This window comes from Corynebacterium sp. 51B, assembly GCF_008930785.1.
Lineage (GTDB): Bacteria > Actinomycetota > Actinomycetes > Mycobacteriales > Mycobacteriaceae > Corynebacterium > Corynebacterium megadyptis.
Window position 1 is genome coordinate 143541 of the sequence record NZ_PQMK01000003.1, and the last position, 20145, is coordinate 163685.

The 20145-nt window shown below is 62.2% G+C and carries 19 protein-coding genes; 3 read left to right on the forward strand and 16 right to left on the reverse strand.

Annotated features, from left to right (window positions below; translation table 11 throughout):
• Positions 1-62: 62 nt before the first annotated feature.
• From GBB14_RS05045 to GBB14_RS05075, 7 genes are all read right to left on the reverse strand, one after another.
• Positions 63-497, reverse strand: coding sequence for a heat shock protein transcriptional repressor HspR (locus GBB14_RS05045; protein ID WP_151529282.1), 435 nt, complete (start codon positions 495-497; stop codon positions 63-65).
• A 119-nt stretch (positions 498-616) separates the two neighbouring features.
• A complete protein-coding gene (gene dnaJ, locus GBB14_RS05050; protein ID WP_151529283.1) occupies positions 617-1825 on the reverse strand; it encodes a molecular chaperone DnaJ in 1209 nt (402 codons plus the stop codon).
• 45 nt (positions 1826-1870) lie between these two features.
• Positions 1871-2557: a nucleotide exchange factor GrpE gene (grpE, locus tag GBB14_RS05055; protein WP_151529284.1), complete on the reverse strand. Its 687-nt coding sequence runs from the start codon at positions 2555-2557 to the stop codon at positions 1871-1873.
• Entirely contained in the window at positions 2554-4389 is a 1836-nt protein-coding gene (gene dnaK, locus GBB14_RS05060) for a molecular chaperone DnaK (RefSeq protein WP_151529285.1), read from the reverse strand. The genes grpE and dnaK overlap by 4 nt, the downstream gene beginning before the upstream one ends.
• 333 nt (positions 4390-4722) lie before the next feature.
• The gene (hemC, locus tag GBB14_RS05065) at positions 4723-5625 is read right to left on the reverse strand and encodes a hydroxymethylbilane synthase (protein WP_151530481.1); all 903 of its coding nucleotides are present in this window, start codon (positions 5623-5625) and stop codon (positions 4723-4725) included.
• A gap of 11 nt (positions 5626-5636) precedes the next feature.
• Entirely contained in the window at positions 5637-7031 is a 1395-nt protein-coding gene (locus tag GBB14_RS05070) for a glutamyl-tRNA reductase (protein WP_151529287.1), read from the reverse strand.
• 68 nt (positions 7032-7099) lie between these two features.
• Positions 7100-7342 (reverse strand): glutaredoxin family protein, encoded by a 243-nt coding sequence (locus GBB14_RS05075; RefSeq protein ID WP_151529288.1) that lies wholly within the window; start codon positions 7340-7342, stop codon positions 7100-7102.
• 139 nt (positions 7343-7481) lie between these two features.
• Here GBB14_RS05075 and GBB14_RS05080 point away from each other — a divergent pair, with 139 nt between their 5' ends.
• Positions 7482-8537: an HAD family phosphatase gene (locus tag GBB14_RS05080; RefSeq protein WP_151529289.1), complete on the forward strand. Its 1056-nt coding sequence runs from the start codon at positions 7482-7484 to the stop codon at positions 8535-8537.
• 106 nt (positions 8538-8643) lie between these two features.
• Here the strand turns inward: GBB14_RS05080 and GBB14_RS05085 are convergent, their stop codons facing one another.
• The 5 genes from GBB14_RS05085 to GBB14_RS05105 all read right to left on the reverse strand — a co-directional run bounded on the left by GBB14_RS05085 (position 8644) and on the right by GBB14_RS05105 (position 12434).
• The gene (locus GBB14_RS05085) at positions 8644-8745 is read right to left on the reverse strand and encodes a 30S ribosomal protein bS22 (protein WP_003855542.1); all 102 of its coding nucleotides are present in this window, start codon (positions 8743-8745) and stop codon (positions 8644-8646) included.
• A 302-nt stretch (positions 8746-9047) separates the two neighbouring features.
• Positions 9048-9239 (reverse strand): helix-turn-helix domain-containing protein, encoded by a 192-nt coding sequence (locus GBB14_RS05090; RefSeq protein ID WP_018019464.1) that lies wholly within the window; start codon positions 9237-9239, stop codon positions 9048-9050.
• A gap of 373 nt (positions 9240-9612) precedes the next feature.
• The gene (gene proC, locus GBB14_RS05095; RefSeq protein WP_151529290.1) at positions 9613-10419 is read right to left on the reverse strand and encodes a pyrroline-5-carboxylate reductase; all 807 of its coding nucleotides are present in this window, start codon (positions 10417-10419) and stop codon (positions 9613-9615) included.
• 90 nt (positions 10420-10509) lie between these two features.
• Entirely contained in the window at positions 10510-11490 is a 981-nt protein-coding gene (locus tag GBB14_RS05100) for a hypothetical protein (RefSeq protein ID WP_151529291.1), read from the reverse strand.
• A gap of 14 nt (positions 11491-11504) precedes the next feature.
• Positions 11505-12434, reverse strand: coding sequence for a Ppx/GppA phosphatase family protein (locus GBB14_RS05105; RefSeq protein WP_151529292.1), 930 nt, complete (start codon positions 12432-12434; stop codon positions 11505-11507).
• Positions 12435-12467: 33 nt separating this feature from the next.
• Between GBB14_RS05105 and GBB14_RS05110 the strand changes: the two genes are divergently transcribed.
• Positions 12468-13352, forward strand: a complete 885-nt coding sequence (locus GBB14_RS05110) for a hypothetical protein (RefSeq protein ID WP_151529293.1) — start codon at positions 12468-12470, stop codon at positions 13350-13352.
• 5 nt (positions 13353-13357) lie between these two features.
• Here GBB14_RS05110 and GBB14_RS05115 read toward each other — a convergent pair whose 3' ends face one another.
• The 4 genes from GBB14_RS05115 to mshA all read right to left on the reverse strand — a co-directional run bounded on the left by GBB14_RS05115 (position 13358) and on the right by mshA (position 17855).
• The gene (locus tag GBB14_RS05115; RefSeq protein ID WP_151529294.1) at positions 13358-14047 is read right to left on the reverse strand and encodes a response regulator transcription factor; all 690 of its coding nucleotides are present in this window, start codon (positions 14045-14047) and stop codon (positions 13358-13360) included.
• Between the two features lie 2 nt (positions 14048-14049).
• Positions 14050-15441, reverse strand: a complete 1392-nt coding sequence (locus GBB14_RS05120; protein WP_151529295.1) for an ATP-binding protein — start codon at positions 15439-15441, stop codon at positions 14050-14052.
• A gap of 301 nt (positions 15442-15742) precedes the next feature.
• Positions 15743-16486 (reverse strand): phosphoglyceromutase, encoded by a 744-nt coding sequence (locus GBB14_RS05125; protein WP_370451578.1) that lies wholly within the window; start codon positions 16484-16486, stop codon positions 15743-15745.
• Positions 16487-16592: 106 nt separating this feature from the next.
• Positions 16593-17855 (reverse strand): D-inositol-3-phosphate glycosyltransferase, encoded by a 1263-nt coding sequence (gene mshA / locus GBB14_RS05130; RefSeq protein ID WP_151529297.1) that lies wholly within the window; start codon positions 17853-17855, stop codon positions 16593-16595.
• Positions 17856-18343: 488 nt separating this feature from the next.
• Between mshA and GBB14_RS05135 the strand changes: the two genes are divergently transcribed.
• On the forward strand, positions 18344-20089 hold the full coding sequence (locus tag GBB14_RS05135; protein ID WP_151529298.1) for a long-chain-fatty-acid--CoA ligase: 1746 nt from the start codon (positions 18344-18346) through the stop codon (positions 20087-20089).
• Positions 20090-20145: the final 56 nt, after the last annotated feature.

Genomic DNA, 20145 nt, shown 5'->3' on the forward strand with positions numbered 1-20145 from the left:
ATGGCCGTAGATACACCACCACCCACGAGCCCGGTCGGGGCGTCGTGGGTGGCTGGAGGTTGTTAGTGCTGGGGGCGGCTGCGGGAGCGGCGCGGCTCCCACGCCACCACCGCGGTGGAGCGGGGCACATGCACGATCTCGCCGCGCTTGCGCCCGGCGCTGCGGCGCAATTCGTGCACCTCTCGCTCGAGCGCCGTGAGATCCTCGTTGAGCTCCTCATTAGCCTGGCGCAGGCGATCGTTCTCATGGCTGAGTTCGATGATCGCCTTGATTCCGGCGAGATTCACGCCGTCTTCTTGGCTGAGCTTCTGAATCTTTCGGAGCAATTCGACGTCGCTGGGCGAATAGCGTCGCCCACCGCCGCGGGTGCGTTGCGGCGTCACCAACCCGATGCGGTCGTACGTGCGAAGCGTCTGGGCGTGCATGCCCGCCAGTTCCGCTGCCACGGAGATCACATAGACTTCCGTGTGCTCAGAGTGGTCGTTCTGTTGAGTCATGACGCTAGGTAGACACCTCCTCACTTACATCCGGTGGTCGTTGGCACGCCGCCGCGCGTTTGCGATGGCGCCCCTGGGGTGAAGGCCCACCCAGCGCTGGCCGGGTGGGCGTAACGGGTTTAGTCCTGTCCGGCCCAGTCCTTCCGCGGGTCGAAGCCGGAGTCTTTCTCGGCCTGGGCGTAGCTGCGCAACGCCGAGGTAGCGCCGGCATCGAGATGATCCGGAACCACCACCTCGACGGTGACCAGCAGATCGCCCTTGGTGCCATCACGCTTCGGCACTCCCCTGCCGCGCACCCGCAGGGTGCGGCCATTGGGGGTGTTTTCCCGCAAACGCACCGTGACGGGGCCGTCGAGGGTGGGCACTGTCACCGTGCTGTCCAAGACCGCCTCCGCGAAGGAGATCGGTACGGTCAGCTCGAGATCGTCGCCGGAACGGGTGAATACCGGATCTGGGCGGACGTGGACGGTGACGAAGAGATCGCCCGAGGGCAATCCATTCGGCCCGGCCTCGCCCTGGCCGGCCAGGCGTACCCGCTGACCGTCGATCACGCCCGCAGGCACCTTCACGGTGATCGAGCGGGTGCGGTTGACGGTGCCGGTGCCGCTGCAGGCCGAGCAGGGATCGGTGATCTTCGTGCCGGAGCCATTGCAGTTGCTGCAGGGCTTAGAGAACCCGAAGGTGCCCTTGCTCTCCGACTCATAGCCGGTGCCATTGCACACCCCGCAGGTGGCGGGCTTCGCCGAGGCGGAGCCCGAGCCATGACACTTATTGCAAGGGGCATCGCCGGTGAGCCGGAGCGGGATAGTGGTGCCCTTGGTGGCTTCGCGGAAATCCAGAGTGATCTGGGTTTCTACGTCCGATCCCCGCGTCGGCCGAGTTGCGTGGCGAGCACCACCGCCGCGGTTGAAAATGCCACCGAAGATATCCCCCAGACCGCCTTCACTAGAAAAGCCTCCACTGGGTCCTCCGCCCGTTTGGCCGAAGAGGTCCGAGATGTCGAAGTCCTCCGTCGACGTCGAGCGAAACCCGCCGGGAAATCCGGCGCCTCCTCTCTGGCCGAAACCTCGACCGAATCCGCCCATGCCCGAGGAGAGCATGGCCTTCATCTCGTCATATTCTTTGCGCTTCTGCTCATCGCCGATGACGTCATACGCCTCGGCGACTTTTTTGAAGCGGGTTTCCGCCTGGGTGTCACCTGGATGGGTGTCGGGGTGGTTGTCTCGTGCCAGTTTCCGGTAGGCGCGCTTGATGTCGGCCTGGGAAGCGGACGAGGAGACCCCGAGGTCCGCGTAATAGTCTTTTTCTGCCCATTCACGCTGTGCCATGAGACGTACAGTCCCCTCCTTCCGCTACACGATATCGTGGGCTTTTTATTCTTGATCCTCTACTGGGTCGTCGATGATCACCATGGCGGCGCGCACGACTGTGTCCTTGTACTGGTAGCCGGGGCGCACCACGGTGCCGAGGGCCTTGTCTTCTCCGGTCGAGGCATCTTGGATGGCCTCGTGGATCTCCGGGTTGAACTCGTCGCCGGTCTCGCCGAAGCGCTTGAGCCCCACACCGCTCACGGTGCTGCGGAGCTTCTCCGCGAAGGGCTTCAAGGGGCCCTGCTCGAGATCGCCATGCTGTTCAGCCATGTCGAGATCATCGAGGATAGGGAGCAGTTCCTTGAGCACCTTCACCGTGGCGGTGGAGATCACGCCCTCGCGTTCCCGCTCGGTGCGCCGACGATAGTTGGCGTACTCGGCGGACACGCGCTTGAGATCCTCGGTGAGCTCCGCGATCTGTGCCGCGGCCGGATCCTCGGCCTCAGCCTCGGCCGCTGCCTCTTCCTCAGCCTCGGTGGCTTCGGCGTCGGCGAGCGCGGCCTCTTCGTCGAGCAGTTCGTTGATCTCCTCGTCGAGGGGATCCACTACCTCCTCGCCGCCTGTTGCATTGGCCTCGGCGTCGGCCGCCGCTTCGGCAGCGGCGGCTTCGGCCTCGTTCGGAGAGTAGTTGGCCTCATCCGTGGCGTCGGGATCGCCCGGGTTATCGGGCATCTCGCCTGGGTGGGTCACTTCTTCTCATCCTCCTCGTCGACAACCTCAGCGTCGACAACATTGTCATCAGCGGCCTGGTCGGCGCCCTCAGCCTGGGTAGCGCCCTGGGCTGCCTCGGCCTCGTAGAGGGCCTTGCCCATCTCCTGGGACTCCTTGGACAGGGTGTCCACGGCGTCCTTGATGGCATCGAGGTCATCGCCCTTCAGGGCCTCGTCCACACCGTTGGCGGCGTCTTCGACCTTCTTCTTGATGTCCTCGGAGACCTTCTCGGAGTTCTCCTCGAGGAACTTGCGGGTCTGGTACGCCATGGACTCTGCAGAGTTGCGCACCTCCTGCTCCTCGCGGCGCTTCTTGTCCTCTTCGGCGTGGGTCTCAGCATCCTTGACCATGCGGTCGATGTCTTCCTGAGACAGGCTGGAGCCGTCCTGGATCTTGATGGTGTTTTCCTTGCCGGTGCCCTTGTCCTTCGCGGTCACGTGCACGATGCCGTTGGCGTCGATGTCGAAGGTGACCTCGATCTGCGGCACGCCACGCGGCGCCGGGGCAATGCCACCGAGCTCGAAGGAGCCGAGCAGCTTATTGGCGGAGGCCATCTCGCGCTCACCCTGGAATACCTGGATCTGCACGGAGGGTTGGTTGTCCTCTGCGGTGGTGAAGGTCTCGGACTTCTTGGTCGGAATGGTGGTGTTGCGCTCGATGAGCTTGGTCATCACGCCACCCTTGGTCTCAATACCGAGGGAGAGCGGGGTGACGTCGAGCAGCAGCACGTCCTTGACCTCGCCGCGCAGCACACCGGCCTGCAGAGCAGCACCCATGGCCACAACCTCGTCCGGGTTCACGCCCTTGTTCGGCTCCTTGCCGGAGAGCTCCTTGACCATCTCGGAGACGGCCGGCATACGGGTGGAGCCACCGACGAGCACCACGTGGTCGATCTCGGAGACGGAGATCTCTGCGTCCTTGACTACCTGGTTGAAGGGAGCCTTGGTGCGATCCAGCAGATCCTGGGTGATGCGCTGGAACTCGGTGCGGGTGAGGGTCTCGTCCAGGAAGAGCGGGTTCTTCTCGGAGTCCACGGTGATGTAGGGCAGGTTGATGGATGCCTGCTGCGAAGAAGACAGCTCAATCTTGGCCTTCTCGGCAGCCTCACGCAGACGCTGCAGAGCCATCTTGTCCTTGGTCAGGTCGATACCGTGGGAGCTCTTGAACTTCTCAGCCAACCAATCCACGATGCGCTGATCCCAGTCATCGCCGCCCAGCTCGTTGTCGCCAGCGGTGGCCATAACCTCGACCACGCCATCGCCGATCTCCAGCAGGGAGACGTCGAAGGTGCCGCCACCGAGGTCGAAGACCAGAATGGTCTGCTCCTTGTCGCCCTTCTCCAGGCCATAGGCCAGAGCAGCTGCGGTGGGCTCGTTCACGATACGCAGCACGTTCAGGCCTGCGATCTGACCGGCTTCCTTGGTGGCTTGGCGCTGTGCATCCTCGAAGTAAGCGGGAACAGTGATCACGGCGTCGGTGACATCATCGCCCAGGTAAGACTCAGCGTCGCGCTTGAGCTTCATCAGCGTGCGAGCGGAGATCTCCTGCGGGGTGTACTTCTTATCGTCGACCTCAACGGTCCAGTCGCTGCCCATGTGGCGCTTGACGGAGCGCACGGTGCGATCGACGTTGGTGACGGCCTGGTTCTTCGCGGACTGACCGACCAGAACCTCGCCGTTCTTTGCGAATGCGACCACCGAAGGGGTGGTCCGGGAGCCTTCGGAGTTGGCGATAACGGTTGCCTCGCCACCCTCAAGCACGGATACGACCGAGTTGGTGGTACCCAAGTCAATGCCTACTGCACGTCCCATAGTTGTGTTGTCCTCCTGTGTACGTTTGTACGTTTGTGCCCGCCCACTCGGACGGGGCTCGTTTGAATTCATCGAGTTGAGTAATGCTCACTCAACGTCTGCGACCACGCTAACAAACTCTCGTCATAATCGCCAACCTTCTTGAGTGAAGCTAACTCAACTTTTCACCTCATACAACGGCACATCCCGCAAAGTTGTTCCCGATTCGCTCAACTTTTTTATTTTCCCAGCTCACACAGGCTAGGAAGAGACAGAAGCGGCGCCCGCAGAGAGCAACAGCGTGCTCTCCGGGGCGCCGCTAGGACGCGCACAACGACGATAAAGCGCGTGAGTTTAGGAGACGGCCACCAGTGCGGAGGCGCCCTGCGAGAGCAACTCGCGGGCCACCGCAGCACCCAGCGCGCGGGCCTGCTCCTTGTTCTCGGCCGCACCGCTGGCGCTGTGCACCAGCTGGGCGCTGCCGTCGAGCGCAAAGGCGCCGGCGGTGAGGCTCAGCTGCCCCTCGCTAAACTCCGCATGGGCGGCCACCGGCGCGGTACAGCCGGCTTCTAGGGTAGCCAATACGGCACGCTCGGCGGCGGCACAGAGCTCGGCCGAGGTATCCGCCAGGGCCCGGATCGCCTCGACGGCGTGGGTGTCCTCGGCTCGGCATTCGATAGCGAGGGCGCCTTGGGCGGGGGCGGGCATCAGGCGGGTGGCGTCGAAAAGCTCCGTGGCGCGATCGAGCTGCCCGACGCGAGTCAGCCCCGCTGCCGCCAGCACCACGGCGTCGAGCTCGCCGTGCAGCACCTTGCCCATACGGGTGTCGATATTGCCGCGCAGGGGCCGGATATCCAGATCGGGGCGCAGCGCCCGCAGCTGGGCAATACGACGCGGCGCGGAGGTGCCCACGGTGGCGTTCTCGGGGAGTTCATCGAGAGTGAGCCCATCGCGGGCGATGAGGGCCTCACGGCGATCCTCACGGGCTGGGGTGACGAGCACGAAACGATCATCGGGGGCGGTGGGCAGATCCTTGAAGGAGTGCACCGCCAGATCACATTCGCCGCGGGCCATGGCCTCGCGCAGCGCCTGGGTGAACACACCGACGCCGATGCGCTCCACCGGCGACATGTTCTTATCACCTGGGGTGGTGATGATCGTTAATTCGGCGTCGTGGCCGAGCTCGGCCAGTGCATCGCGCACATGGCCGGTTTGTGTAGTGGCAAGTTGAGATCCGCGAGTACCAATCCGAAACATGCCCATTAAGACTACTCGCTGACGCTCAGCGAGGAGGGGTAGGTCTCCGCTACGGACTCGGCCCGCACCGGCATATGCCCCATATTTCCGGGCAGCTCATCCATCGCCACAGCAATGGAGCGCCCCGGCACCGGATCCTGCAGCCCGAAGAGCTCCTGAATCACGGTTTCATAGGTGACGGTGCCCGAGCGGGCTGCCAGCTGCTTCACCCGCACGGTGGGCTGATGCAGCAGCTTATCGACGATGCGTCGCACGGTGCGGTTGACCTCATTGCGGTCAGCATCCTCCATGCCCGGGGTGCGCCGCATGAGCTGCCCCATCTCGGCCTCCACCAGTTCGGCAGCGTGCTTGCGCAGCGCCGAGACCGCGGGTGCTACCTCGCGCACGCGCTGCTGGGAGGTGAACTGCTCGAGGGCATCGCGCACAATGCGCAGCGACTCGGCGTGCACCTGCGAGGTCTCGCCATCGGCGTGCTCGTGCAGCTTCTCGATATTGATCAGGTGGCAGCCGGTGCGCTCCTCGATCGCATCGTCAAGGTCGCGTGGCAGGGAGAGATCCACGGCCACTAGACCAGGATGATCGGCGGGGATGTCGCTGGCGTTGATGGTGAAGCCATCGGCGCCGGTGGCAGAGACCACCATGGACACCTCGTTGAGCACTGAGGTGCGATCCTCGTACTGGATCGCCTGGGCGTTCACCCCTGCCTCGAGGGCGTGCGCCACGAGATTCTGCGCCCGCTCGTAGGTGCGGTTGCTCACGATGAGGCGCTCTACCCCCATACGGCCCACATGAGTGGAGGCCAGGGAGGCCATTGCCCCCGCGCCGAGCACAAGAACACTAACCCCCTTCAGGGGGAGGTCCTCGCCTTCGCGGCCCATCTCGGAGATGGCCTGCTGCAGGGCGAAGGAGACCATGGATGCCCCCGCCTCATCAATGGCGGTCTCGGTGTGAACTCGCTTGCCAGTGTGCAGGGCTGTCTGGGTGAGAGAGTGCAGCGCCGGGCCGGCAGTGGCTGACTTCGAGGCGAGCTGGTAGGCGTGACGCACCTGGCCGATGATCTGCTGCTCTCCCACCACCATGGAATCCAGTCCGGCGGTGACCATGAGCATGTGCTCGGCGGCGGCGTCGGCATAGCGCACATAGAGCTTGGCGCGCAGCGTATCGATGTCTACCCCGCTGTATTCGTGCAGGACATCCACCACTTCGTGGACGCCGGCGTGGAAGGAGGAGGTGACACAGTACACCTCTACCCGGTTACAGGTAGAGACAATGAGGGCCTCGGTGAGCGAGGGGCGGGTAATCAGAGTAGACGCAACGCGAATCGCTGCGTCATCATCCATGCTGAGCTGTTCAAGCAACGACACAGGTGCCGACCGGTGGGACATTCCCACAACTAGCACGCTCATTGAAATAGCTCACCGCTTCCTCATCAGTCACATTAAAGGCTGATAAGAACGCTAGTCTGCTTTCACCTTCAAGCCAACAAAGTGTTGGCTAACTCGGAGCTGTCTACTTCCCAGCACGCGAACTCCTCATCGTCTACCACAACCACCGGCACACGGTCGCCAAACTCCATGGCGAGCTCGGGGTCCTCGTCCACATCTCGCACCTGCCATGTCGCTCCGGCGGCGCGCACAATGGGCTCGATTTGCTTGGCGACGCGCACACAGGATCCACAACCGGCACGGACCATAAGTTCAACGCTGTGGGTGGACATAGAGAATCAGTGCCTCCAATCCTCGGAGTGATTATTAAGACGGCGAGCTGCGCCCTAACCTTATACGATGGCAAGGGTCCCACTTTCGGGCGTGCCTATCAGCTCTAGCCCCTACCCGGAAAGCCACTGAACAATCGCCGTGAACTCCAATAACGTTCCCCTTGGTCCCTTCGATGGGCCTAGCTCGCCCTCGGAATTTCTGGCGGCGTGGTCCACCTCGCGCGGGAACCTGCGCCACTTCTTTGAAGATCGCGCCCTCCCGCCGATTGATGAGCAGTCCCAGCGTGCCGCCGGCGAGGCTGCGGTGGCCGAGGTCTTTGGCCTCGACCCCGCCGACTTTGACTCGGGCATGACCAGCGTCTCCGGCGCCTTTGAGGCAGCATCCGCTCGGTCGGTCACAACCCCGGATCCGGAGATCCCGCAGGACCATACGGCGGCCGCCTTTTTCGACGTGGACAACACCCTGATCCAGGGCGCCTCCATCATCGTGCTCGCCATGGGACTGGCGAGGAAGAAGTATTTTAAATTCTCCGAGATCGCACCGGTGGCCTATAAGCAGTTGAAGTTCCGCCTCAGCGGCTCCGAGAACGCCAATGATGTGGCCGAGGGTCGCCAGCAGGCATTGGAGTTTATTAAGGGCCGCGATGTCAATGAGCTCGTAGAGCTCTGCGAGGACATCGTAGAGACCCACATGTCGGAGAAGATCTGGCCCGGCACCAAGGAGCTCGCTGAGATGCACCTCAACGCCGGCCAGCAGGTGTGGCTGGTCTCCGCCACTCCCGTGCAGCTGGCGCAGATCTTGGCGCGCCAATTCGGCTTCACGGGAGCCTTAGGCACCGTGGCCGAGGTCAAGGACGGCAAGTTCACTGGCCGCCTCGTGGGTGATATCTTGCACGGCTCTGGCAAGCGCCACGCGGTGGCCGCGCTGGCCGCCGTGGAGCAGCTCGACTTGCAGCGCTGCACGGCCTATTCCGATTCCATTAATGATCTGCCCATGCTGTCCATGGTGGGCACTGCAGTGGCCGTGAACCCCGACGCCAAACTCCGCAAGACTGCCCTCCAGCGCGGCTGGGAAGTGCGCGACTATCGCAATGTGCGCAAGGCCGTGCGCAAGTTTGGCCTGCCCGCCATCATCACCGCCGCGTTCTCCACCGGTGCCTGGCGCTACTTGGGCAAGTCCAAGAAAAAGAGCTAGGCAGCGCCCAGAGAATAAAAAACACACCGCCGAGCGGTAGATCTTCTCTACTGCGGCGGTGTGCGAGCAGGCCCTAGAGTGATGCAAAGGGCCGCGCGCATGCGGCTTACTTGCCGAGCTTACGACGCTGAACGCGGGTACGGCGCAGCATCTTGCGGTGCTTCTTCTTGGACATGCGCTTGCGGCGCTTCTTAATAACAGAACCCATAGGGCATCCTCACTTACTTAAGATCGTTGTGCGTATATATACATAGTGTGCGCATCTGCGACGGCCGTGCAGCAGCAGGCCGCTGCCGAGGCGGACGGACATCGTCGGACGCACCGCCCGGCAAGAGAGTGCCGCCACCCCGTAATGGGAGTGGGTGTGATGCCACACGAATGCTAGCAATCATACCTAGAGGGTGAGCGAGGATAAAATTCCCCCTCGCTACACCCTGCAGAGCACCCTAGCGCGATAACCAGCCCGCACATGTGCGCCCTAGTCTATCGACTGCGGCGCGGGAGCATATTTTAGCCGGCGTCGTAGAACGACGCCTCGAGGTACTCATTCACGGCCTTCTCATGAACTCGAAAGGAGCGTCCAACCCGCACGGCGGGCAGTTCGCTGGAGTGAATGAGTCGATACACCGTCATCTTGGATACGCGCATGATGTCAGCGACCTCTGCGACGGTCAAGAAGGTGCCATTGTCCTCGTGTGCCATAGTGTTAAACCCTTCATAACGCGAACGCGCTGCAGGCTTCCCCTCCTGCAGATGGAGACACGATCGTGTTCGAGAACAGCTTAGCGTTAATGTTGTTACGAATGCGAGCTGGTGGGATGGAGTTTATCTCAGCTGTCACATGAGTCAGGTGGGAAAATACATGCACGTGAGTTACATCGCTCCACCCCCTCCCCACTGGATTTCTCATTTGCCCAGTTGAAACCCCGTGTTCCGGTCTTTGGTGCGGCTCGCGGCAGCTCTCCCACCATTGTTCGCCGCCACTATCAGTGGCACGTGAGCCGGGCCTACAGAAAAGAAGCACCCCACCCATCGGCGGGGTGAAGTGCTACTTAAGGGTTTGTTGCGAGCCGGTTTAGGACAGCTCTGCGGAGCGCTTCGCGCAGGCTTCCATCGCCCGATAAAACGCGCCCCGGAATCCGGATTCCTCGAGGGAACGGATGGCAGCGGCAGTGGTGCCGGCCGGGGAGGAGACGGAGGCACGCAGCTCCACAGGAGATTTGCTGCCTTCCTTGAGCATGGCGGCGGCGCCATCGATGGCGTTCACGGCCAGCTGCTCCGCAAGCTCCCGTTTCAGGCCCAGCTGCACCCCGGCGTCGGTCATGGCCTCGGCCATGAGGAACACATAGGCCGGCGAGGATCCAGACATCGCCGTGACGACGTCGATATCGGACTCGCGCACCCGCACCACCTCGCCCACGGCGGACAGGAGCTCGGCGACGGTGTCCATCTCGGCATCACCGGCGAAACGCCCCGCCGCCATGGCAGAGACGCCCTTGCCCACGAACATGGGCGTATTGGGCATCACGCGCACCAGCGGCGTGCCGGCGGAGACCACCTCTTCCATGGCCGCCAGGGAGATGCCTGCGGCCATGGACACCACGATCGCGTCCTCGGTGTTCTCATTGAGAGAATCGGAGATTTCCTCGAGCACATCCACGATCATGTAGGGCTTGACCGCCAAGAACACCACGTCCACGCCCTCAACGGCCTGGTAGTTATCGACGTAGTCGTTGATCTCGAAGCGCTCCGCAAGTTCGCGTCCGCGCTCCTCACGGCGGTTGGACACGTTGATATCCTGCGGGCGGATACCACCGGCAATAAGCCCAGAAATGAGGGCCTCACCGATGTTTCCGCCACCAATCACTGCAATCTTGGTCATATCACCACTGTGCCAGATGTAGCTGGCAGCGCAAGAAAGAACCCCCGCCGGATCATCTCCATAGCGGGGGTGTTTCCTAGCCGGTGGCGCTTAGAGCCCAGCGATGAGCGAGGGGCCGAAGGTGAGGACCAGTCCGACCACCGCGGCAAGCAGCATGGTGAGCTTGTCGCGATCAGTGCGCATCGCGTGCACGATACCGACGATGCCGCCGGTGACGGCCAGCGCCAGCACGCCGGTGATGAGGCTGCTGAAGTTGGCCCACAGCAATTCGAAGCCCTTGAAGATGGCGATACCAATCACCACAGCCACCACGGTCATACCGATGGTGGCGGGGATGGACACGGAGCGCTCGGATTCTTCCTCCGCAGCCGCCTCGGGGGCCTCTGCGGCTTCCGCGTCGGGGTGCGCGGCCGGCTGCTCCGGACCAGCCATATAGGGGGCCACGCGCTGCTTCTGCTCGCCGGTGTGCTCATCGCGTACCGCGTCGAGGGTAGCGGTCGGCGGCTCATCGGGGTTGCGGCCCTCGGATTCCGGCGAACGCTCGATGGATTCCACCGGCTTCGGAGCGGTCTCGGGCTGCGGTACAGCGGCCTGCTGCGCCTGCTCGGGACTCACGGCCTTGAAGGTGTCGGTGGTCAGACGCGGCTCTTCGCCCTCGTGGACCACGTCGAGCACCATGGTCTCGTCCTTGTCCTTCGCCGCAGCGCCACGCGGCACGCGGTTGAGCTTCGGACTAAAGCCCTCGGGTTTCTGCTCCTCAACCGGGGTGCTCGCAGGCTTATCGACGCTCTCCTGCTGCTGCGCAGCCGGCTGCTCCGGAGCAGCCGGCGCTGCCTCGGGGGCGGGCTCGGCCATGCGGGCGGTGTTTTCCGCGTCGATCGGCTGAGAGGTGTGTTTGGGCTGCTCGGGGGTTTTATCTACCTTCGGGATCGAACCGGTGAGCTCGGCAACGGACACACCGCCCTCTTCGAGGCTGCGGCGGCGCCGGCGACGCTTACGCGGAGCCTGATCGCCGTTCTCCTTGGATGCGCGGGCTAAGAGCTCTGCGACTGTCAGCTGTTGGTCGCTCATACTCGCTTCCTTTCCTAGTCCAATCCCTTATCAATTCGTCTAAGGATAACCCCTTCACGCAGCGCCCATGGGCAAATCTCGATTTTTTCGAGTCCCAGGGCGCGCATGCTTGCCTCTGCAACGAGGGCACCGGCGACGATTTGATGGGAACGGTCCGAGCTTACTCCTTCGAGCTCCGCTCGGTCACTAGCTGTCATGCGGGAAATAAATGCGATCAGCTGGCGCAAGCCCGGCGCGGTGAGGGTGCGCTTGACGCGCGGCCCCGCCGAGGAGGGTGCAGCACCGGTGAGACGAGCCAAGGTGCGGAACGTTTTGCTCGTGCCCACAGCCAAGTCGGCGTGGCCGCAGTTCTTCAACTGCTGAGCGGGTTCCGCAAGTTCGGCGTCGATGTAATCGCGAAGAATATTGATCTTCTTTCGCGAGGGCGGATCCGTGTCGAACCACTTATGAGTGAGCCGGCCCGCACCGAGATCAAGCGAAAATGCTTTCTCCGGATGCTCGTCGGTACCGGTGGAGAGCTCGAGGGAGCCACCGCCAATATCAAGATTGATGATGCGGCCGGCAGACCAACCGTACCAGCGTCGTACCGCAAGGAAGGTCAATACTGCTTCCTCTTCGCCGGTGAGAACCTCGAGCTTGATGCCCGATTCTTTCTCAACGCGATCCAGAACCTTCTTTTGGTTCGTGGCGGAACGCACCGCAGAGGTGGCGAAAGCCATCACCTCATCACACCGTAGTGTGTCGGCGAGATCTCTCGCCTCTGCCACATTCTTGATCAGCTTCGACTGTCCCTTGTCATTGAGGGCGCCGTCTGCGTCCAGGAATTCCACGAGTTTCATCGTGGTCTTCCAATCGCTCATGGGGGTGGGATGCCCACCCGAGCGCGCATCGACTGCCACCAAATGGACAGTGTTGCTGCCAACGTCCAATACACCTAATCGCACAACTTTAGGGTAGCGGGTCTAAGTTGGAAAAGTGTGAACACCCCGCATGAGACGTCGACATTTCTTGGCTTTCCCGCGACATCCCCCGCCGGCCGATCCATTCGCGCGGGCCGCGAATTGCCCCCTGACTTTCCGCGGCAATGGCTGGAATTTCACAATCCTGAGGACCCGAATCACCTGTTCAGCGTGGACATCACGTGGCTGACTTCCCGCTGGCGCTGCCATTTCGGTCAACCCGAATGCCTCGGGATTGACGAAAACAACCGAGTAGTGGGCTGTTGCAATCATGGGGCTTTTCTCACAGACGAGTCCGATCAGGATCTGCTCTACAATTCCGTGGCCGAGATGCCCGCGCATTTTTGGCAGCTACGCCCCATGGAGGTCGATGACTACATCGCCGCCGCCGATGCCACCGAGACCGAACCCTGGCTGGAATGGGATGAGCTAGAAAACGAGGACGGGGAGATGGAGCCGGCGCTGAAGACGAAGCTTGTCGACGGCGCCTGCATCTTTGCCAACCGCAACGGACACGGCACGGGCCCCGGTTGTGCTCTTCACCAATATGCGGTGGCCAGCGGCCAGGACATCACCGAGATCAAGCCGGAGGTGTGTTGGCTGGTGCCTTTGCGCCGCGAAGAGGAATGGACCGTGCGCGCCGATGGCGCCGATATTTTGAAAACCACCATTTCCGAGTATGAGCGGCGAGCATGGGGAAATGGTGGCGAGGACTTCGATTGGTGGTGCACCTCCGCCTCCTCTTGCCACACCAGCGAGATACCCATGTGGCAAAGCTATGAGACGGAGCTGCGGAAGGTGATGGGCGATGCCGCCTATGAGCGTCTCGTGGAGCTGATCACCCAGGTAGCAGGATCGTCGCTGCAGCACCCAGCCACGGTGGCGGCGAGTGAGCGTCGATAAGCGCCTCAGGCCTCGAACTTATACCCGAGGCCGCGGACGGTCACGAGATATTGGGGCCGGGAGGGCTGCTCCTCGATCTTGGAGCGCAAACGCTTGACATGCACGTCAAGGGTTTTGGTATCGCCCACATAGTCCGCGCCCCACACTCGGTCGATGAGCTGGGAGCGGGTGAGCACGCGGCCCGAATTGCGCAGCAGGTACTCAAGCAGATCGAATTCCTTCAAGGGCAGGGCGATCTCTTCGCCGTCGACGGTGACGGTATGGGATTCCACGTCCATACGCACCCGGCCGCCCTTGAGCACCTGCTCGTCGAACTCCTCCTCCACCGCGCGTTCCTTGCTGCGGCGCAGCACCGCGCGAATTCGGGCGATGAGCTCCCGAGAAGAATAAGGCTTGGTCACATAGTCATCGGCGCCGAGCTCGAGGCCCACAACCTTATCGATTTCCGAGTCCCGGGCGGTGACCATGATCACCGGCACCTGGGAGCTTTGGCGAATCTGCTTACACACATCGGTGCCGGACATTCCAGGAAGCATGAGGTCCAGCAGGACGATATCGATGTCTTTCTTATGAAACTCCACCAGCGCCGAGGGACCATCGACGGCGGTACTTACCTCGAAGCCCTCCTTCGCCAGCAGAAATGCCAGCGGTTCCGCGAGGGATTCCTCGTCCTCAACAATCAGAATTCGCGTCATGGTTAGTCTGTGCCATCCTTCCGCCTGCTGGCTTCATTGCGCATACCCACACGCGGGGATGCGCTCGTAATTCCCACACGATCCATCAAGCTTTCCTGCCGCACAGCCGGATGCTTCTCGGCATTGCGGTGCCCACGTCCCCCGCCGAGGGGGCGGAGGGCACGTCTGGCGCGCTTCGGCGCCGCGACCGAGGTATCGGCGGGAAGTTCTGGGGCCTCAGACGTCAGCGGCTGAGCCTCATTCGCTTCTTGAACATCGAAAACGGGAAGCTCAAGGGTGAACGTCGAGCCAATATTGGGCTGTGACCACAGTTTAATCGATCCACCGTGGTTTGCGGTGACATGTTTAACAATCGCTAGTCCCAAACCGGTACCTCCCGTCTGGCGCGACCGCGCCTTATCCACGCGGAAGAAACGCTCGAACACGCGTTGCTGATCTTCCTCCGAAATACCAATGCCGCGATCAGTCACCCGCACCTGCACGGTCTTCTCTCCACTGGGGGAATACACCAACTTTTGGGAGATGGTCACGGGAGTGGACTCCGGCGAATAGTTGATGGCGTTGATAATCAGATTGGTAATAGCGGTGATCAACAGCGTGCTATCGCCGCGCACCTGCACCCCAGAGGGCGTATCGCGAATGATCTCGATGCCGGCGGTCTCGGCCGTCAACTTATTGCGACTGACCGCCTCGTCAATCACCTCATCCACCGAGACTGGCTTCATCGCGGGCAGCTTCTCTGCGCCCTGCAGCTTCGACAAAGCGATCAGCTCATTAATCAACGAGGACATGCGGTGCGCCTCGTTGAGCAGCCGCTCGCCGAAGTGCATCACGGACTCGGGATCATCCGCCGAGTTCAGCAGCACCTCCGCCAACAGGGCCATACCCCCCACCGGGGTTTTGAGCTCATGAGAGACATTGGCCACGAAATCGCGGCGCGCCGATTCCATGCGCACATGCTCTGACTCATCGGTGGAATAAACCACGACGAAGCGCTCATCCGTGAGAGTCAGCGGCGCCACCGTAGCATCTACCGCGGAGACGCGGCTGGCGAGCCGGCGGGGCAACTCTAGCGAGACTACCCGGGAGTCTTGATCGGCGAATACCTCCAGCGCGGAGGCCCAGATCTGCTTGTTCACGCTGTGCTCGTGCACAATGCCCATATCGTGTGCGGGCATATTAGAGAGCACAACCGAGCCACTTCGATCAATCACCGCCACACCCGTCGGCGATCCCTGCACCGTCAGGTGCAGTACCTGGGAGATCGTGGTAATGCGGTTATCCGTGATCGTTTCGGCCTCGCGACGTCGCTGCGCCCAGCGCCGCAGAAAACGCGCAAGCGGCATCATCACGAGAGCCCCCATGGCTCCCACGATGATTCCGACTAAGAACATGTCTCTGGCCTTCTCTCGCCGATGCCGCCGACCAAGCCGGCGGCATGGATAACTCACTGACACCGACCGAAGTAACGGGGCCGGCCACGGTATCACTGCGAATAATGTGATAGTTCTGTGTCCCACCCAAGCACAGTTTGGGCGATGCCGCTACGCGAGCACACCCGTGGGTGTCACACGCACCGCCTATCCCTGCTCAGCACACGGAAAAGCCCGCAGTGCGCACGGGACGCACTGCGGGCCTCTTCACTCACCGCGTTATAGGCATACAGCACAGTGAGCTCACTGTGAGCATAAAAGGTTATTTGCCACCCTGGGCAGCCACGGCGGCGGCACCGGCAGCAGCGGCCTCCGGATCCAAGTAGGTGCCACCTGGGTTGAGCACCGTGCCATCGGCATCGAGCTCGTAGACCAGCGGGATACCGGTGGGGATATTCAGCCCAGCGATCTCCTCATCGGAGATCTTGTCCAGGTGCTTGACCAGGGCGCGCAGGGAGTTACCGTGCGCGGCGAGCATGACGGTCTTGCCTTCCTTAGCCTTCGGCAGGATCTCTTCCTCGAAGTAGGGCACGAAGCGCTCGACGACGTCCTTCAGGCACTCCGTCTTCGGCACGGCGGGCAGATCAGCGTAGCGCGGATCCCCAGCCTGCGAGAACTCGGAATCATCGTCCAGCTCCGGCGGCGGCGTGTCATAAGAACGACGCCATGCCATGAACTGCTCGTCACCGTACTTGTCCTTGGTCTCAGCCTTGTTCAGGCCCTGCAGCGCACCGTAGTGGCGCTCGTTGAGACGCCAATCGCGGACTACCGGGATCCAGTGGCGGTCAGCGACATTGAGGGCGATATTGGCGGTGTTGATCGCGCGACGCAGCAGCGAGGTGTAGAGCAGATCCGGCAGAACACCCTGCTCCTTGAGCAGCTGTCCACCGCGCTGCGCCTCTTCGCGGCCCTTATCGGTGAGATTGACATCCATCCAGCCGGTGAACTGGTTGGATGCGTTCCATTCACTCTGGCCATGGCGGAGAAGAATTAGCTTTCCAGTCATAACCACCATTGTGCCACGCTCAGGCATCATCGTCTCGCCCTCAGGCTATTGAGTGCCCCACATTCACACATCTCGCTGTGGACTCCGCAAGGAGCGGGACCACCGGCTAGCCATGCGCCTTGCGCGGCGCGCACTGATCCACTGGGGAGTTCAACGCCTCGGAATACACGGTCAGTAGCCGCTCCGCCGAGGCCGCCCAGGAGAAGTTCAGGGCGTGCTCACGCGCATTCTCTCCCATCTGGATGCGGGTGACATCGTCGCTAACCATCGCGGTGAGGGCCGCTGCCCATTCCGCTACTTCGTGACTATCGGTGAGCAGCCCCGTCTCCCCGTGCCGCACCGCAATCGGTAGACCACCTACGCGGGCCGCCACCACTGGGGTGCCCGTGGCCTGGGCCTCCATCGCCACCAGCCCGAAGGACTCGTTATAGCTTGGCACAGCCACCACATCCGCGGCCTGAAACACCGCGACCAGCTCGGAGGGCGGGCGTGGCTCGAGAAAACGCACCACCCGACCAATCCCTAGGCTATCGGCCAGGCGGTAGTACTCCTCGCCGGTGGCATTCGGCCCCGAGGCCCCACCACACACCACCACGCGCACATTCAGCTCCGGATCGCGCTCGAGCATCTGGGCCACAGCCTGCAGCAGAATGTGCGGGCCCTTGAAGCGTTGCAGCCTGCCCACAAAGGCAATCACCTTGGCATTAAAAGGCAATCCCAGTTCCCGGCGCGCCCGCTCGGTAGCTCGATCATTGCCCGGTGTAAATAGCTGCGTGTCCGCCCCCGGATACACGATCTCAATTTTGTCCCGCTCCGCGTCATAGTAGGAGACGAGGTTGTCCTCCTCCTCGAGGGTATTGACCACCAGCTTATCGGCGTTATCCACGATCTGCTGCTCGCAGATGCGCCGCGCCTCGGATTCCTCGGTGTCATCGGCGGTGCGGTGCGCATTCTTCACCGCGGCGAGGGTGTGCGCCGTGTGGACCAGCGGCACCTCCCAGAGATCCCGAAGCAGCCAGCCCACCTGCCCCGAGAGCCAATAGTGCGAATGAATGAGGTCATAGGAGAGCTTGTGGCAGCGCACAAAAGCCAACATCCCGCCGGCAAAGGCCGCGAGCTGCATCGGCAACTGCTCTTTAGCAAGGCCCTCATAGGGGCCGGCGACGATGTTGATTACTCGAATCCGCGGGCCAACCTGGACGATCTCGCCCTGACTCGGACGGTGGGCACGGGTGAAGATATCAACTTCCATGCCTTGATCCGCGAGCGCTTGGGCCGTGGCCAGCACGTAGACGTTCATGCCGCCGGCATCGCCCTGCCCAGGCTGCTGCAACGGAGAGGTATGCATAGAAATCATCGCGATACGCATAGCTGTTTATTCTAGAGCGCTCCTGCCCAGAGCGGGCGGGCCTCAGTCGCCGCCAGTCGGCCAGGCCACATGTGCTCTTTTTCACGTCCCCGAGCCACAACTCCCTACTCTGCGGCAACGGCGTGCTCAGCAGCCAGAATCGCAGCGCTGTTCGTGTCTGGCCGCCGTGGGCGGGCAGGACAGTGACTGAACAGCATTCAGCGGCGCTGCGGACATGCTGCTCATGACACAATTTCTCGCCTGCGGCGCCCACCAGCGACTATTACCTTGACACTGCGGCACCTAGTGCAGCAGTAGGTCCTCATGTGCGTCGCACATAACCCCACAGTTAAGGTTTGGATAAGAACGGACGATGAGCCTCGGCGCAAAAACATGAGGAATTCATCGTTATACTGTTGGCAAACTGACCCTTACACGCCCCAGAAAAGACGTCCGGATCCTCATACGCTTCGACGCCACGCTGATCGAAAGGCGAGTTCATCTCCACCATGACCGACAATCCTGAAAACACCACCACACCGGAACCCGGTTCAAAGCCGTGGCTGCAGTATTACGCCGAGTGGACTCCCCACGCCTTGGACTATGGCGAGACCACCCTGCTGGATGTCTACGACAATAACCTCCAGATCAATGGTGGCCGCCCCGCCACCTACTTCTTTGGTAAGTCACTGACCTTCAGCGAGTTCGACACCCAGGTTCGGGCCTGCGCCGCTGGTCTGCGCGCCCTCGGCGTGCGTCAGGGTGACTGCGTCGGCATCATGCTGCCGAACTGTCCGCAGCATCTCATCGCCTTCTACGCGGTACTCAAGCTCGGCGCCACCGTGGTGGAGCACAATCCGCTCTACACCTCGCACGAGCTGGAGCCGCCCTTCGCTGATCATGGCGCCCGGGTGGCAATCTGCTGGGATAAGTCGGCCCATGTGCTGGAATCGCTGCGGGCCTCCACGTCGCTGGAGACGATCGTCTCGGTGAACATGATAAACGCCATGCCGATGGTCAAGCGCGTGGCGTTGCGCGTCCCGCTGCCCTCGCTCATCAAGACCCGCAAGAAGCTCTCCGAGCCGGCACGCAACTCGATTCCGTGGGAGACCCTGCTGGATCCTGTGATCGGCGGCGATGGCACCGACATCACATCCTGCCCAGACGTCACCCGCGACACCGTGGCCTTGATTCTCTACACCTCGGGCACCACGGGCCGCCCCAAGGGGGCGCAGCTCACCCACGGCAATCTCTTCTCTAACCTGCTGATGGGCAAGCACTGGGTGGAGGGCCTCGGCGATCGCGAGGAGCGCATGCTCGCCGCCCTGCCGATGTTCCACGCCTATGGCATGACGATGGTCGCCACCCTCGCCTTCTTCGTGGGCGCCCAGGTGCTGCTGCTGCCCTCCCCGGATCTCAAGCTGATCATGGAGGTAGTGAAGAAGAAGAAGCCCACCTGGCTGCCGGGTGTTCCCACCCTCTATGAGCGGATCGTGGAGGCCTCGCAGGAAACCGGTATCGATATCAGCTGCTTCCGCAACGCCTTCTCTGGCGCCTCCACCCTGCCCGTGTCTGTGGTGCAGGGCTGGGAGGAACACACCAATGGCCGTCTCGTCGAGGGCTATGGGCTGACCGAGTGCTCGCCGATTCTCATCGGTAATCCGATGACCAGCGACCGCCGTCCCGGCTATGTGGGCATCCCCTTCCCCGACACCGAGATTCGCATCGCCAACCCCGATAACTTGGATGAGACGCAGCCCTATGGTGTCGAGGGCGAGGTGCTGGCGCGCGGCCCCCAAATCTTCCCCGGCTATCTGAAAAACCAAGAGGCCACCGACGCCTCCTTCCACAATGGCTGGCTCCGCACCGGCGACGTGGGGCTCATGGAAGAAGACGGCTTCGTCAAGCTCGTTTCTCGTTTGAAGGAAATGATCATCACCGGCGGGTTCAACGTCTACCCGGCGGAAGTCGAGGACGTACTCCAGAAGCACCCGGATATCACCGACTGCACCGTGGTGGGCATGCCCCGCGGCGACGGTTCTGAGACGGTCACCGCCGCCATCACTCTCTCTGCGGGAGCAACCCTGGATCCGGAGTCCCTCAAGAGCTTCTGCCGCGAGAACCTCACCCGCTACAAGGTGCCCCGCGTGTTCTACCACTTCGAAGAACTCCCCCGCGACCAGCTGGGCAAGATCCGCCGCCGCGACGTGCAACAGCTCCTCGTCGAGCGCTACGGCAGCGAAAACGAGTATTAGTCCCCACCCGGACACACAACTAGAGCCCGCCCCATAGTATGGGGCGGGCTCTTCTT